The 13,966-nt window shown below is 65.2% G+C and carries 14 protein-coding genes; 8 read left to right on the top strand and 6 right to left on the bottom strand.

Features of this window, described 5'->3' with window-relative positions; genetic code table 11:
* A partial coding sequence (locus tag BO39_RS24665) for an IS256 family transposase (RefSeq protein WP_043838667.1) occupies positions 1-302 on the top strand: 302 nt, incomplete at its 5' end.
* Positions 303-698: 396 nt separating this feature from the next.
* Here BO39_RS24665 and BO39_RS24670 read toward each other — a convergent pair.
* Positions 699-2,516, bottom strand: a complete 1,818-nt coding sequence (locus BO39_RS24670; RefSeq protein ID WP_084698463.1) for a sensor domain-containing phosphodiesterase — start codon at positions 2,514-2,516, stop codon at positions 699-701.
* 207 nt (positions 2,517-2,723) lie between these two features.
* A complete protein-coding gene (locus tag BO39_RS24675; protein WP_084698464.1) occupies positions 2,724-3,077 on the bottom strand; it encodes a diguanylate cyclase in 354 nt (117 codons plus the stop codon).
* 23 nt (positions 3,078-3,100) lie between these two features.
* On the opposite strand from BO39_RS24675, the gene BO39_RS24680 reads away from it, so the two are divergent.
* From BO39_RS24680 to BO39_RS34045, 3 genes are all read left to right on the top strand, one after another.
* Entirely contained in the window at positions 3,101-3,928 is an 828-nt protein-coding gene (locus tag BO39_RS24680) for an IS6 family transposase (RefSeq protein ID WP_043838671.1), read from the top strand.
* A gap of 132 nt (positions 3,929-4,060) precedes the next feature.
* Complete coding sequence (locus tag BO39_RS24685; protein ID WP_084698465.1) at positions 4,061-5,665, top strand: class I adenylate-forming enzyme family protein; 1,605 nt, start codon at positions 4,061-4,063, stop codon at positions 5,663-5,665.
* Positions 5,666-6,088: 423 nt separating this feature from the next.
* On the top strand, positions 6,089-6,826 hold the full coding sequence (locus BO39_RS34045; RefSeq protein WP_052402582.1) for an alpha/beta hydrolase: 738 nt from the start codon (positions 6,089-6,091) through the stop codon (positions 6,824-6,826).
* 14 nt (positions 6,827-6,840) lie between these two features.
* On the opposite strand, the gene BO39_RS24695 is transcribed toward BO39_RS34045, so the two are convergent.
* Positions 6,841-7,359 carry a TetR-like C-terminal domain-containing protein gene (locus tag BO39_RS24695; protein WP_245615379.1) on the bottom strand — a complete coding sequence of 173 codons (519 nt, stop codon included), beginning with the start codon at positions 7,357-7,359 and terminating at the stop codon, positions 6,841-6,843.
* A 284-nt stretch (positions 7,360-7,643) separates the two neighbouring features.
* Between BO39_RS24695 and BO39_RS24700 the strand changes: the two genes are divergently transcribed.
* Both BO39_RS24700 and BO39_RS24705 read left to right on the top strand, forming a co-directional pair.
* Entirely contained in the window at positions 7,644-8,195 is a 552-nt protein-coding gene (locus tag BO39_RS24700) for a DUF3159 domain-containing protein (protein WP_043838673.1), read from the top strand.
* A 21-nt stretch (positions 8,196-8,216) separates the two neighbouring features.
* Complete coding sequence (locus BO39_RS24705; protein ID WP_043838675.1) at positions 8,217-8,993, top strand: bestrophin-like domain; 777 nt, start codon at positions 8,217-8,219, stop codon at positions 8,991-8,993.
* Between the two features lie 188 nt (positions 8,994-9,181).
* Here BO39_RS24705 and BO39_RS24710 read toward each other — a convergent pair whose 3' ends face one another.
* Positions 9,182-9,700 (bottom strand): phenolic acid decarboxylase, encoded by a 519-nt coding sequence (locus BO39_RS24710; protein WP_043838677.1) that lies wholly within the window; start codon positions 9,698-9,700, stop codon positions 9,182-9,184.
* A gap of 239 nt (positions 9,701-9,939) precedes the next feature.
* Between BO39_RS24710 and BO39_RS24715 the strand changes: the two genes are divergently transcribed.
* Positions 9,940-10,293 (top strand): HU family DNA-binding protein, encoded by a 354-nt coding sequence (locus BO39_RS24715; RefSeq protein ID WP_245615381.1) that lies wholly within the window; start codon positions 9,940-9,942, stop codon positions 10,291-10,293.
* Positions 10,294-10,359: 66 nt separating this feature from the next.
* Positions 10,360-12,789, top strand: coding sequence for an EAL domain-containing protein (locus BO39_RS30400; RefSeq protein ID WP_052402584.1), 2,430 nt, complete (start codon positions 10,360-10,362; stop codon positions 12,787-12,789).
* Between the two features lie 36 nt (positions 12,790-12,825).
* Here the strand turns inward: BO39_RS30400 and BO39_RS24725 are convergent, their stop codons facing one another.
* Together BO39_RS24725 and BO39_RS24730 are read right to left on the bottom strand one after the other, a co-directional pair.
* The gene (locus tag BO39_RS24725; protein WP_043838681.1) at positions 12,826-13,200 is read right to left on the bottom strand and encodes a response regulator; all 375 of its coding nucleotides are present in this window, start codon (positions 13,198-13,200) and stop codon (positions 12,826-12,828) included.
* A 147-nt stretch (positions 13,201-13,347) separates the two neighbouring features.
* Entirely contained in the window at positions 13,348-13,800 is a 453-nt protein-coding gene (locus BO39_RS24730; RefSeq protein WP_043838683.1) for a DUF697 domain-containing protein, read from the bottom strand.
* Between the last annotated feature and the right edge of the window lie 166 nt (positions 13,801-13,966).

Consider the following 13,966-nt stretch of genomic DNA (forward strand, 5'->3'; position numbering starts at 1 on the left):
AGCTCATGGACGACAGCGAGCATGACGTGCTCGCCTATATGGCGTTCCCGGCGCCGCACCGGACTAAACTGCACTCGACGAACCCGCTGGAGCGCCTCAACAAGGAGGTGAAACGCCGCGCCGACGTGGTCGGCATCTTTCCCTCTGAGGCGTCCATCATCCGCCTCATCGGCGCTGTGCTGCTCGAGGCCAACGACGAGTGGCAACTGCAGCACCGCTACATGGGCGTCGAAGCCATGGGCGAGATGCTCAACCCAGCGCTCACCAACGAAACCCTGCAACTTCCACCCAAGGCCGCCTGAGCCGTGGCCACCTCAAGCCCAGACGCAATTTCCACCACATTGACGGACGCTACCCTGGCCTGCTCTCGAGCAGGCTCAAGCATCCTGCGAGAAGCCGCCTTCTTGACAGCCTTCTCGCGAAGGAAAATGGCGACACGCAGCAATGTTTCCCGGTCAGGAGCAAACATGCTCGGCGATGCCTTACGCAGGGCCTGACCGATGCTCGCCCGAAAAGCTTCTTCGTCGCCAGACATGGTGTCGCCTTTATGCACGACGGCACACTGGCAGACGAAGCTTTCATATCGATTACGTGATTGAAGTTGCGTTCTGCTGGCTGATATGCGCCACACGACTAAGCGCCGCTTCCAAGGCCGTCGCAGAAGCAGCAGTGTCCAGAGAGCAGACCAGTGAACTGCTTCAGCGTGCGTGAGGGACGGACGGAGCAAATCTCCGCGCCAGGTCTGTGCCGCTGGTCCGCGGACCATACGGGCTGCTCACGCACCAAGCGGCGAAGTCGCTGGGCGCCATGGGGCGCGCGAAGAAGTATCCTTGCGCTTCATCACAGCCGGCGTCTTCAATCCAGCTCAGCACCTCGGTGTTCTCGACACCCTCGGCCACAACCCGATAACCCAGGTTGTGGGAGAGCGATATCATGGCGGAGGTGAGTGAACGCTGCCGCTCGTCCGTCGCCAAGTCGCGCACGAAGGACTGGTCGATCTTGACCACGTGAGTGGGGATGCGCTGCAGGTACGAAAGGCTGCTGTAACCCGTCCCGAAGTCATCGATGGCCAGTCGAACGCCGGCGTCTGCGAGCTCCTCGAGAAGGGCGAGCGCCTGTCCTGCGTCCTCCATGACACCTGTTTCAGTGATCTCTAGTTCAAGGCTGCTGGCCGCAAGCGAGCGCTTGGCCAAGCCGTGCAGGACGCGATGCGCGAAGTCACGCTCCAGCAGGTTTGATGCGGCAACGTTGACCGAAAGCTGGAGGTCCAGGCCAGCCTCGTGCCACGCCAGAAGCTGCTCCAAGGCAGCATCGAGCACCCAGGCCGTTGCCGCCCTCACCATAGATGTCTGCTCGACGATTGGCATGAACTCGCCAGGAGAAATCTCACCAAGGCTCGGATGGCGCCAGCGCAGTAGAGCTTCCGCACCTACGCAGGTGCGGGAAACGAGATCGATCCTTGGCTGGTAAACCAGCCTCAGCTGCCCTGCAGCTTCGAGAGTTAACCCGAAGTCGTTGAGAAGGGTGAAGCGACGGTGGTGAGCGGTATCCTGGCTCGCCGAGTAAATACCCACCTTGGTTTCCGAGCGCCGGGCGTCCTGTGCCGCACCATGCGCCGTCCGAAGCACATCGAGCGGTTTGGTCTCGCCCAGCCTGAAAGGCGCCACGCCCGCAACAGTAGTCGTCACAAAGCGAGAGCTGGATGACTGTTGCATCTCGCTGAGGCGCTTGGCGAGCCGGGCGGTGTAGTCTCTCACCTCGGCGTGCTTCGGAGCCAGAAAGATGAACTGGGTCGCCTCAACGTGGTACAGCTTCCGACTTGGGCCTATGGCCATTCTGATCGACCGTGACATGTCCCTCACCATGTCGTCGAGGTAGGATGACCCCATCACCCGCGTTGAATTGCTGAGCTGTTCCGGATTGGCGAGATCAACCAGCACCGCGAGGCGCGGGTCGCCCTCAGGTTGGTCGCGTGCCAGATCTTCGAGGTCTTCCACAAACTGAGTGCGGTTCGGTAATCGGCTCAGCGGGTCAACCCGGCCAAGGGCGTGCTGAAGTTCGATCTGGGCCATAACCATGGCCCCAAGATCCGTCAGCGCCGCCAGCTCTGATGCGGACGCTTGCCGCGGTTCGAGACCGAGCACGCACATGGCGCCGAGCCCAAAGCCATCGTTCGTGACGAGCGGTGCTCCGGCATAGAAGCGAACACCGGTCTGGGCGAGGTGACTGTCGCGGTAGCATGGATCCGCCAGCAGGTCGGGGATCACGACGACGGTCAACGTTTCCGCTACCTGGGCGCAGGGCGCCCTGTCACGCGGGATGGAGGTATGACTCACTCCGACACGTGACTTGAACCACTGCCTGTCACGGTCAGTGAGGGAGACGGCAGCGACTGGCAGGCCAAAGAGCTGTGCTGCCATACGAGTGATGCGGTCAAAGGACTCGCTTGGATCGGTATCAAGCAGATTCAGCTGGTACAACGCGTCCAGACGCGCCTCTTCGCTCAGTGCAGACATCTCTTCACCTTAGCTTCGAGGAAGCACCCTTCACCGCAATCATCGTTGGGGTCGGCACGGCCTCTTTGTTCTCCAAGCAAGATGAAAGCAGCGAGGAGTGACGGTGATCTTGCATTAAGCTCATTGCGGAACAATAAAGGCAGGCCGCTGATCGCCGACAGGTGATCTGGAGCAACCCTTCGCGAAGTGTACGAGGCGCCCCTCCAATCAGGAGGCAGCGCGCAACAGCACTCCCGGAATTGCCGCCCCGGCCGCGCACACGCGGTTGCGCCCTTCCCGCTTGGCCCGGTAGAGCGCCGCGTCGGCCTCGGCCAACAGCTTCTCCAGGTTCGACGCCTCTGGTCCGAGCACGGCCAAGCCGAAGGAGGCAGTGAGCGGCAGGACAGCATTGCCGTGCCGGGCTGGCATGCCGGCAACCCGCATCCGCAGGTGCTCAGCCGCCTGCAGGCCGATCTCCATGCCGGCGCCGGGCAGCAGCACCCCAAACGGATTTGTCAGAGTTCGCGCCAGGGGTTCCCGGATTGGTGAGCGGGGGCAGATTTGGATAGGCTCCTGACGGATTGATGGGCGGCTGGGGGCCTGTGATGGAGTGCGTGGACTGCGGTTCGGCTGAGGTGACTGAGCGGCGGGACCGTACGGCCCAGGGTTGCCCGCGCTTCCGGTGCCGCGCCTGCGGCCGAGGGTTCAACGAGCGCAGCTCGGGGGTCCTGAACCGGGCTCAGTACCCGAGCGACGTGATCGCCCTGGTGGTGCTGTGGCGCCTGCGCTACCGCCTCACCCTTCGGGATCTGGCGGAGATGTTCCTCATCCGTGGCATCGTTTTCAGCCATGAGGCGGTGCGGGCGTGGGAGGCCAAGCTCGCGCCGGTTCTGGCGGGTGAACTGCGCCGGCTTCGGCGCGGGAAGGGCGGCCGCGGGCATCGCTCCTGGCACGTTGACGAAACCTATATGAAGGTCCGTGGACGCTGGTGCTATTTGTATCGGGCGATCGACAGGAACGGTGACCTCGTCGACACGATGCTGAGCGAGCACCGGGACATGGCGGCCGCGAAGGCGTTCTTCCGATCCGCCAAGTCGGCGACAGGCATCGTCCCCGAGCAGGTCACCACGGACGGGCACAGCTCGTACCCACGCGCGATCCGCTCAACGCTGGGCAGCCGGGTCGTCCATCGCAACAGCGAATACAAAAACAACAGACTTGAGCAAGATCATCGGGGCATCAAAGGCCGGATCCGATGTATGCGCGGGTTCAAGAGCTTCACCTCAGCCGAGCGCTTCTGTCGCAGCCACGATGAACTCCGCAATCACCTCCGTCCTCGCGTCCGCCACAACCAGCATGTCCCTGCCAGCCGCCGTCGCATGCTTCATCTCCGTCGTGCAGCAACCGTGCTCGCCATCCTGGAAGCAGCGTAGGCCGACAGCATCAGCCGGCACGCGACGGCATCTCTGGCGCGAGAGCTGACAGAACCCCTGGAACTGCTGTGGGCACACACCTGTCAGCTCGGCGGGCTTCTCACGCCCCGATTGGACACCGGATCCTTAATCATGTTCCCTGAATCCTACGATCGAACGCACGGCGGCACCGATAGCGCAGGCACGGAGCTCAAGACCGCCACCGATGGAGCACCGTACATCGATTTGCTGCTCGCGCGCCTGGCTGAGGCCGGAGAGGCGCCCGTGCTGCGGTACCATGGCGAGGATTACTCTGCGGCGGCGTTCGCAGCCTCCATCTTCCGCTATGCGCGGGCGCTGGCGAGCTTGGGCATCGGCCCCGGTCACCTCGTCGCACTGTTCGCCCCCAACGCGCCCTCGGCGCTCGCGGTGCGATACGCCGCGCATCTACTTGGTGCTGCCGCTGTCTATCTGTCCGCCCCGGAAGCCTCGGAGCGGCGGGCCGAACTGATCGAGCGGATGGACCCGCAATTGCTGGTTCTCTTTGCAGAGACGGCTCATCTTTGCCCGCCGAGCACCCGGACCCGCATCGGTACCGTCGGCATGGCGGAAGACCGCTGTTACACTCGCATCGACCATCTCGCGGCCGGAGCTTCGAGCGAGCCGATGAAGAGCGCGGCTCGCCCAAGCGATCTCGCCGTCATCGTCTCGTCCGGAGGAACGACCGGCGTGCCCAAGGGCAGCTGCCGGAGTTTCGCTGCTTACACGGCCACGGTCCGCGCTCCCAGCCCGAAGGACCGGCGGCAGCTCGTGAATGGACCTCTGGCCTACCTGTCGCAGGTGCTGGTTGACATGACGCTGCTCGGCGGCGGCGCTGTGATCCTCCAGGACCGCTTCGAGGCTGCCAGCACCTTGGCCGCCATCGAGGCGGAGCGCGCCACCCACCTCTTCTTGGTCGAGCCGCAGCTCCTCGAGCTTATGGACCACCCCGACGTCAGTCGTCGCGATCTGTCCTCGCTGCGCGTGCTCACGCATGTCGGCGCGTCCGCACCGCCCAGCCTACGCCGTAGGGCACTTGAGCGCTTCGGCCCCGTGCTGGCTCATGTTTATGGAGCGAGCGAGATGGGCCTCGTCAGCCTCCTCTCACCCGCCGAGTACAACCTCGGCCATCCAGCCTTGCTCAGCACTGCCGGTAAAATCCTACCAGGCGTCGATGTCCGCTTCCGTCGTGCTGATGGACGTCTCGCCGATCCTTGGGAACCGGGCCGGATCGAGGTGCGGTCACCCTCCCTGGCAGGCGGGTACAGGAACCTTCCTGAACATGATGCCGACTTTCACGACGGATGGTTCCGCTCCGGCGATTTCGGCTTCGCCGATGTCCAGGGTTATCTGCATGTCCTTGGACGCATCGCCGATCTGGACTTGGTTGATGGAACCGGTGCGAGCCCGGTGCTCCTGGAAGATGCGTTGTGCGGCATTTCTTCCGTTCGCTACGCCGTGGTTGTGGCGGAAGAGAGCGGGTATGCGGAGGCGACGCGCTGGCTTGCAGCCATCGAAGCCTGGGTCGGCATGGTGCCGGACGTTACTGAATGCCGGGCGGTCATCACCTCGCGCTTCGGCGCCGCGCTCGCCGCGTCAGTCACCATCATGGTGGTGGACCGTGTTCCCAGGACTGAACAGGGGAAGCCGGACCGTGAAGCAATCCGGCAGCGTGCGTCACGCCAGCCCCAGTTTTGCTCGCGGCTTCCGGTAGTTTGAGTCATGAAGAGAAGGCTGCTCTACAGAGGAAAGGCGAACATTTCCTTGCTCACCTCGGATGAGGAAGCGCGCAGTAGCCCGCCGGTGCAGCAGCCCACTCCCCGGCTGTCCCGGCGCATGGCCTTGGCTTCCCCCCTGATGGCCGGTCTATTCTCAAGGCCCGGACACGCCCAGTCGCTGCCCTCTACGCCCCGGCCGCGCTCCATCCCGGCCCGGCTGCTGCCTGTCCCTGGCTCGGTCAGCCCTGCGCTGCAACGCCGCATCGCCGCACCTTACCCGGTCGGGTGGGACACCGTGCCCTAGGCCGCGGAGGAATGGCGAGCGCTGGCGGCGCATAGCGCGGCCGAGGTCGCCCCGCATCTCGGCCTCATCGAACAGCAACTTGGCGTTCGTCTGGAGGCAGCGCAGATCGCCGGCGTCCGGGTGTTCATCATCACGCCCAACAACCTGCCCGAGCGCCATCGCAACAGACTTCTCATGCACGTCCATGGCGGCGGCTACGTCCTGTACCCAGGTGAGGCCGGCGCGGGCGAGGCGCTGCTGATGGCCGGCTACGGGCGCTTCAGGGTTGTCTCCGTCGACTACCGCATGGCACCCGACCACCCGTTTCCCGCAGCGCTCGATGACACGATGGCCGTCTGGCGTGCCCTGGTGGCGGAACACGATCCACGGCGCATGGCGATCTTCGGCAGTTCTGCCGGTGGTGGGCTGACGCTGGCAGCCGTCCTGCGAGCGCGCGCGGAGGGCCTCCCGCTTCCCGGCGCTATCGCGCCTGGTACGCCCTGGTCGGACCTGACGGGGGAGGGCGACTCCATCTCGGCTAATGCCTTCGTGGACAATGTGCTGGTCTCGATGGAGGGTTGGGGGGGCGCTGCGGCGAGCCTCTACGCGAACGGTCATGATCTGCGTGACCCGCTCATCTCGCCGATCTTCGGCGATCTTGCGGGTTTTCCGCCGGCAATCCTGACCTCGGGAACGCGCGACCTGTTCCTCAGCCAGACGGTGCGGACCCACCGTAAGCTGCGTCAGGCGGGCGTCGAGGCGGCTCTGCAGGTGTTTGAGGGGCAGAGCCACGCTCAGTTTCTCGACCCCTTCGTGCCGGAGACCGAGGAGGCGTTCGGCGAGATCGCCCGGTTCTTCGACGCGCATCTCCTGGGATGAGAGGACCGGCAGCCTCACTCCCCGACGCGTGCTGTGGCCAGGACGGCTTCCAGGAGGGTGTCGGCACTCTCCTCTTCCGGAAGAGAGGCGATCAAGCCACTCAGCCGGCCGTCGATCAGCAGCACCGCGAAGCCGTGAACAAGGGCCCACAGCGCGGTCGACTGCGCGGCCATCTGCAAGGGAGTGAGCGGCTCGGCAGGAGCGCGCGCGGAAGCTGCTGCGCGCAGGGCGCCGCGAGCGTTGGCGATCGCGTCGCGCAGCGCGGGGCGGGCGAAGTCCAGGCGCTCGCTCCGGTACATCAGAGCGAACAGGCCTGGGTGCTTCCGGGCGAAGCCGACATAGGCGCGCCCCATGGCTTTCATCCTGACCCTGGGATTTCCCCCCGCGGCGTCCACGGCCTCCATGAGCGCCACGCCGAAACGGCGATATCCAAGCGCCGCAAGCTCGCTGAGCAAACTCGTGAGATCACCGAAATGGCCCGCGGGGGCCGCGTGCGACACCCCGACGGCTCGGGCCGTCGCGCGGAGCGTCAAGCCTTGGATGCCATCCCGCTCAAGGATCTCCTCGGCGGCTGACAGGAGCGCGGCAGGGAGGTCACCGTGATGGTACGGGCGAGACGACTTCGGCTCTCGGCTTGGCATGGGCGGCTCGCGGCTCAAATCACTGGTTGACGGGCGCGACGCCATACAGCTACCCCATCTTACCATCGTCAAGATCGGTCCGGCATGCTGTCAAAGACTACCTGCCTGACCGCTCGCTTGCGGCGCTTTCAGGGGCAGACCAGGCATGAGAACGGGTCGCGCTCAGGAGATCGGTGATGAGTATCCTGCTCGCCTTCACACCCTTCATCGCCTTCGCCGCCATCGACCGACTGGTCGGGCCGATAGAAGGGCTGGTTGCCGGCGCCTTGACCTCGCTGGCCCTGCTGGTGCGCGACTGGCTCAGCCCGGGCCGTACGCCGAAGCTGCTTGAGGTCGGCACAGCCCTGCTCTTTGGCGGGATGGCGCTCTACGCCGTGCTCGGCCATCCCGACTGGTCGATCATAGCCGTCCGGTTGCGCGTCGATGCCGGGCTGCTGTTGATCGTGCTCATCACCCTCGCGATCGGACGTCCCTTCACCCAGCAATACGCGCGGGAGAGGGTGCCCGCTGCGTACTGGGACAGCCCCTCGTTCTTACGGACGAACATGGTGATCACGGCGGTCTGGGCCTCCGCCTTCCTGGTCATGGTGGTCGCCGACCTCGTCCTCATCTACATGCCCGATGTGCATCCCCGCGTGGGGATCATCGCAACAATCCTGGCGCTGGTCGGCGCCATCAAATTCACCGGATGGTACCCGGAGCAGGCGAAACGCCCCGCTCCGGGCTGACCAGCACTTCGGGCAGAAGACGTGAGCGACCTCGTCACCAGCCTTATCGTCGTCGCGTGCGTCTTCGCGGGTGGCGGGGTCGGCCTGCAGATGCACCGCGTGCTGCCACCGCACCACCTTGCCAAGGAGACGCTGGACGTCGTCCGCCTTGGGACCGGCATGGTGTCCGTTCTGGCGTCGCTCGTCTTCGGGCTTCTGATCGCGACGGCCAAGTCGGGCTCGGACGCCGCTGATCATGCCATGCGCGCCTACGCCGCCGACACCATCCTGCTCGACCGCACCCTGCGCAGCTACGGGCCGGAGGCGGCCAAGTCGCGCGATCTGCTGCGCCGTAGCACGGAGCGCACGCTCCGGGACCTCTGGCCGGAGCCGGGTGAGGCCTTCATCGGGATCAACGATCCTTCGGCCGACGACCTGCTTGCCCGAGCACAGGAGGCGATCGAGGTCCTGCGTCCCACAGGTCCTCAGCAAACCTGGCTGCAGCAGCAGGCGCTGCAGCAGGGTTCATCGCTCGTGCGCCAGCGCTGGCTCCTGATCGAGCAGGCGGGTCCGAACGTCCGGCCGATGATCCTGATCGTGCTGGTCATGTGGACTGTCGCCATCTTCGTCAGCTTCGGCCTGAACGCTCCACGCAACGCCACCGTGGTCGGGGCCTTCCTGATCATCTCCCTCGCCATCGGCAGGGCCGTGTTCTTGATCCTTGAGATGGATAGTCAATTCGAGGGTTTCCTTCGCCTTTCCGAGCTGCCGCTGCGGAACGCCCTGGCGCAGCTTGGTAGGGAGGTGGGTGGGACATGACACCTCTGCCGACCATCCGTCCGTCTGGGACCCCTCGAGGTGAGGCGCTATCGTAAGCTATCCATTGCGCCCTAGACGCCATAGCGAAGGGGGTAATGAAGCGGAGGCCAATAAGTCAGCGTTGGCCGCCCGGGTCGACGCGCTAAAGCCAACATGGAACGTCAGTCTTTGCTCAGATCAGGCGGACATCAGTTCCGCCTTGCCGCATAGCCTTCGGGGAGGGCCTCAGGGGCGCAAGCGATCACGGTGTCATCGTCGGGGTGACAGTCTTCCACGAAGGTGATGTCGGCGAAGGAGTCGACCACTTCGATCGGATAGGTCGGCCCCGCATCACGGTAGCCGAGCATCCGTTCGATTTGAGAGTTCTGGAAAACAGCGATCTTCTCGGGCGCCTCCATCACCCAGCGCGGAAAGAAGATGGTGCCGTGGAGGCGTCGGTCGGAGAGGTTGACGGCAAGGCTAACGCCGGTTCCGGTTGGCTCGATCCAGGAAATTCTGAAGACACCGTCGGCCAGCCTGACGATATGCGCCTCCTGATCTTTGACCCATCGACCACCGACGATGCCGCTGTGCACGCGGTATTCCACATGGCGATCATTCTTGATGTACGTCTCGTACTGCCAGCCATTGTCGTAGGTGTAGATGTAGTGCTTGCCTACGAAGGCGGCGATCTCGCTTGGCTTAGTGGACGCGAAAGGATCAGGCATCCTGGTTTCCATGGTGAAGCCGATGGGGCATCTGCTTCAAAAAGCAGCGTACTGAATCGGCGTTTCGTTGGAGCCGCGCAGCGTGGTGGCTCTCTTACGGCGAGCTTGGCGTAGGTGTTGCCGAACGGCAACTAAATCCTTGGCCACGCTTGATTGTAGGGTGGCGGGATCTGCACCCAGCATGAACCGCCTACCAGCTGAACTAGCAATGATATAGGAAAAATCAGCGCATTCCTCAGATGCAGGTACGCTCCACACGGAAGGACAGGGCTTTGTCGAAGAAATTCCTCACTGACGTCATCCAGAAGTCCACAGAGATGACGGGTGTCGCCTCCGGGCAGCTTGCCGCTAACCTGATTGCCGCTATTAAGGAGGAAATCGTGGAGAACGGCCGCTTCTCCCTTCCGGACTTCGGCACCTTCACCGTGCGTGAGACGGCCAAGCGCTCGGCGCTCAACCCGCGCACGGGCGAGAAGATTCAGGTAAAGGCGGGCGCAACCGTGAGGTTCAAGGCGAGCCCCGCGCTCAAGGGGGCGGCCTTCGCGGGCGCCAAGAAGGCGAAGCGCAAAGCGGCCAAGAGCAAGGCAGGCTAAGGGATCGCCTGCCGCTCACGCCGAGGGCACACGCCTGCCACAGGCAGGTTGATTTGGGGGTTCGCTGTGCCGTCCGCTCCGCTGCCGTCTGATGAGGCCCAGCGCCTCGTCGCTCTTCGCTCGCTCGACCTGCTCGACACGCCCGCGAGTGAGGTCTTCAACAGCTTCGTGCGCGTCGCGAGCCGGCTCTTTGCTGTGCCTCTGGCCGCGATCTCGCTCGTGGATGCGGATCGCCAATGGTTCAAGGCAACCGTCGGGCTGCCGATGAGCGAAACGTCGCGTGATGCCTCCTTCTCTGCCCACGTGATCCTACAGCCGGATGAGGTACTCTGGGTTCCGGATGCCCGGCTGGATCCTCGTTTCTGCGACAATCCCAACGTCCTCGGGGCCAGCAGGATCCGCTTCTACGCTGGGGTTTCTCTGATCGGGGAAGACGGCCACGCGGTCGGCACGCTCAGCATCGCTGATCAGACGCCGCGGCTCCTGAACGACGACGAGATCGCCTCGCTGCGTGATCTCGCGACCGGCGTCTCGGCCGCGATCCGGCTGCACGGGATGATGCGGCGCCTGGAGTTGGATGCGCGGTCTGATCCCTTGACCAGCCTGGGCAACAGGCGCGAGTTCGAGACGTCGCTCAAGCCGTTTGGCAGCGAGAGCGTCGCTCTCTTCCTTCTCGACCTCGATGGGTTCAAGGGCATCAACGATGTCTTTGGCCACCCCGGCGGCGACCTTGCCCTGCAGGAGGTCGGCAGGCGACTTCAGGCGGTGATCCGGTCTGGCGACTGCGCTTTCCGCCTGGGTGGCGACGAGTTCGCCCTAATCTGCCCCGGCATGGCATCGGCTGAGGCTCGTTTCTCCCTGGCCGAGCGCATCCACGCCGCCATGGCCGACACCTTCATGATCGACGGCCAGACCGTGCCCCTGCGGACCTCGATCGGTATTGCCGTGCTTCCCGACCACGCAGGAAGCCCCCAGGAGCTCGTTCATCTCGCGGACGTTGCGCTCTACGACGCCAAGCGCGCCGGCCGCGGCACCACCCGGCAGGCTGGCGGCCTGCCGGCCGGGTCCGGCGAAGCGCCGAGCCGCGAACCGGGGCTGCCCGTCCACGGGAGCGGCTCGGGTATCGGCCTGATAAGCTTGGCGGAGCGGCTGCGCCGGGCGCTCGTGCCGGGTGGCTCTGAGCCCTTCACCCTCGTCTTCCAGCCGGTTGTCGCTCTCAGCACGCAGCGCACCTCGTCGCTGGAGGCCCTGGTGCGGTGGGACCTTGGCCCGGACGGTGCCATTCCTGCCAGCGAGTTCGTGACACTTACCGAGCGCCTGGGTCTGATCGCTCACCTGGACCGCTGGGTGCTGGCCGCCGCCTGCAAGGCCGCGGCCGGCTGGCCCGAGCCGTGGCTGGTCTCCGTCAACGTCTCGGCCCTCTCGTTCGGGCTGGTCGACGTCGTCGCCATGGTCGAGGACGCCCTCGCGACGAGCGGGCTCCCCGCGGCCCGGCTCGTCATTGAGATAACCGAGACCGCTTTTGGAGGGGACGTCAGCCGCGCCAGGGAGGCGGTCGAAGGCATTCGTGCCCTCGGTGCCCGGATCTCGCTTGACGATTTCGGCGCCGGTCACGGCTCACTCTCGACCCTGCGTCAGCTTCCCTTCACCGGCATGAAGATCGATCGATCCCTGGTCGCGGATATCGGCACGGACTCTACGGCGGCCCACATGGTCCGCCTCATCGCCGACTTCGGTTGCGCGCTCGATGTCAGGGTGGTGGCGGAGGGTGTCGAGACGGTGGAGCAACTCTGCGCCGTCGCCGAGTGCGGCGTGTCACTGGTCCAAGGTTACCTGCTCGCGAAACCGACCGTTGCGGGGGATGTGGTGACGGCTGTACGCGACGCTGAGCGGATCGTGGCGGCCGCGCTCGCTGGCTGCATCCCACCCGAGCGGCTGGCTGGCGTGCCCCAGGTGATGCGCAGCAGGGTCGTCGAGGCGAAGCGGGCAGGCTATTCGGGCGCCTCTGTGGCGGCTCCGGACGGCGGCCCCCCAACCGCCTCGGCCGTCCTCAAGCTTCCGAAGCATCCTGCTTTGAGGCCAGGGTCGTCGGCGGCTGGTGGCGCGATCCATGCCCTCGTGGTGGAGGACGAGCTCCTCGTCGCCTTGCTCGTTGAGGAGCTTCTCACGGACGCGGGGTACCAGGTCACCACCGCGGTCGACGGCCTCGATGCGTGCCGGCTCCTGGCGGACACCTCCTTCGACATCGTCCTGACCGATGTCCGGATGCCGCGGCTCGATGGTGTTGGGCTCGTGCGCCATCTGCGCGAGAAGCACCCGGAGCTGCCCGCGGTAGTGTTCAGCGGCCAGATGAGTGAGAAGGATCGATTGACCCTCCTGGAATTGGGAGTGCCGGCAGGGGCCATTCTCGAGAAGCCGCAAGCTTTTCCAGCCCTGCACCTCGCCCTGCGACGGGCGCTGAACGAGGCTGCTCCGCAGCCTTTCCGTCAGACATGAACCCGGCTTCAGCTCACGCCGCGGGGGGTCCCTCTGTCAGGTGGTTCGCAGGAGGTCCGCCAGAGTAGCCACCAACTCCTCGGACGCGACGGGCTTCACCAAGACAGGGGCACCGCCATGGCTACCGAGCCGGACATTCTCGTACCCGGTGACGAACACGAAGGGGACACCCAGGGCGGCGAGCTTGTCGGCAACGATGAGGGAGGTGCCATCCTGCAGCCTGACGTCAAGGACGGCGGCGTCGAGGAGGCCTCCCACCCTAGCCGCGCCGATCAGGCCGAGAGCCTCGACCGCACTCGGGGCAGGGCCGATGATCTCGGCCCCTGCCTCATGCAGGCTGTCCTCGATCAGCATGGCGATCAGAGCCTCATCCTCGACAACGAGAATGCGCCGACCCGATAAGTCGGGCATGGGGGAAGACGTCCTCAGCGAGATGGTGGCCGAGGCATTTCTATACGATATCGTTACTAAAAGACAGCTAATCGATGCGACATGCGTCCCGATGACACTGCCGCTACAAGGAAGCCGCTACCTTCAGGCACCGGCCCGACGCTGATGTTAGGACTCGATGGGCGAGCATGCCCGAGCAGCCACATCGGCGAGGCGCCCCAGGCGCAGTGCCGTCAAGCCCGAACCCGGCAGGGCGGCGGCGATGTGTTTGAGCCCAGGGATGTGGGACAAGGCGGCGTCGGCAAAGCTTTGCCCGATTAGATCTGCCCCCGAGGTGCCCGCGGCCGTCCAGGCGAGGCGCCGCAGCAGCGCAAGTGTCACCGCCGCACCCGGGCGCATGCCATGGATCGCCGCGACCTGCCGGAGCAACGACAGCCCGCGCAGCCCCGCCAGCACCCCGTCCAGCGCCGGCGAGGGGCTGATCGCCACAACCACACCGCCCTCCAGCGCCGCGCGGTTCCCGGCCGCCCGTGTGGCCTCGCGCAGGTGCCCGGCTAGGTGCTTGCGCAGCGCCGCCCGCAGCAGCGGCACGTCCCTGCCGTTCGCCGCCGCCTGCTTCATCTCCGTCAGGTGTCAACCGCGCTCGCCATTCTCGTCGCAGGCTAGGCCCGCAGCGTCAGCCCGCATGCGACAGCACCCCTGGCGCGAGAGCTGACAAAACCCGCGAGACTGTCTTCAGGTCCTCGCCCCGGAGCAGCCGCAGCACCGCATCGCGCTTGCGCTGCCG

The organism is Roseomonas aerilata DSM 19363 (genome assembly GCF_000711725.1).
Lineage (GTDB): Bacteria > Pseudomonadota > Alphaproteobacteria > Acetobacterales > Acetobacteraceae > Roseomonas > Roseomonas aerilata.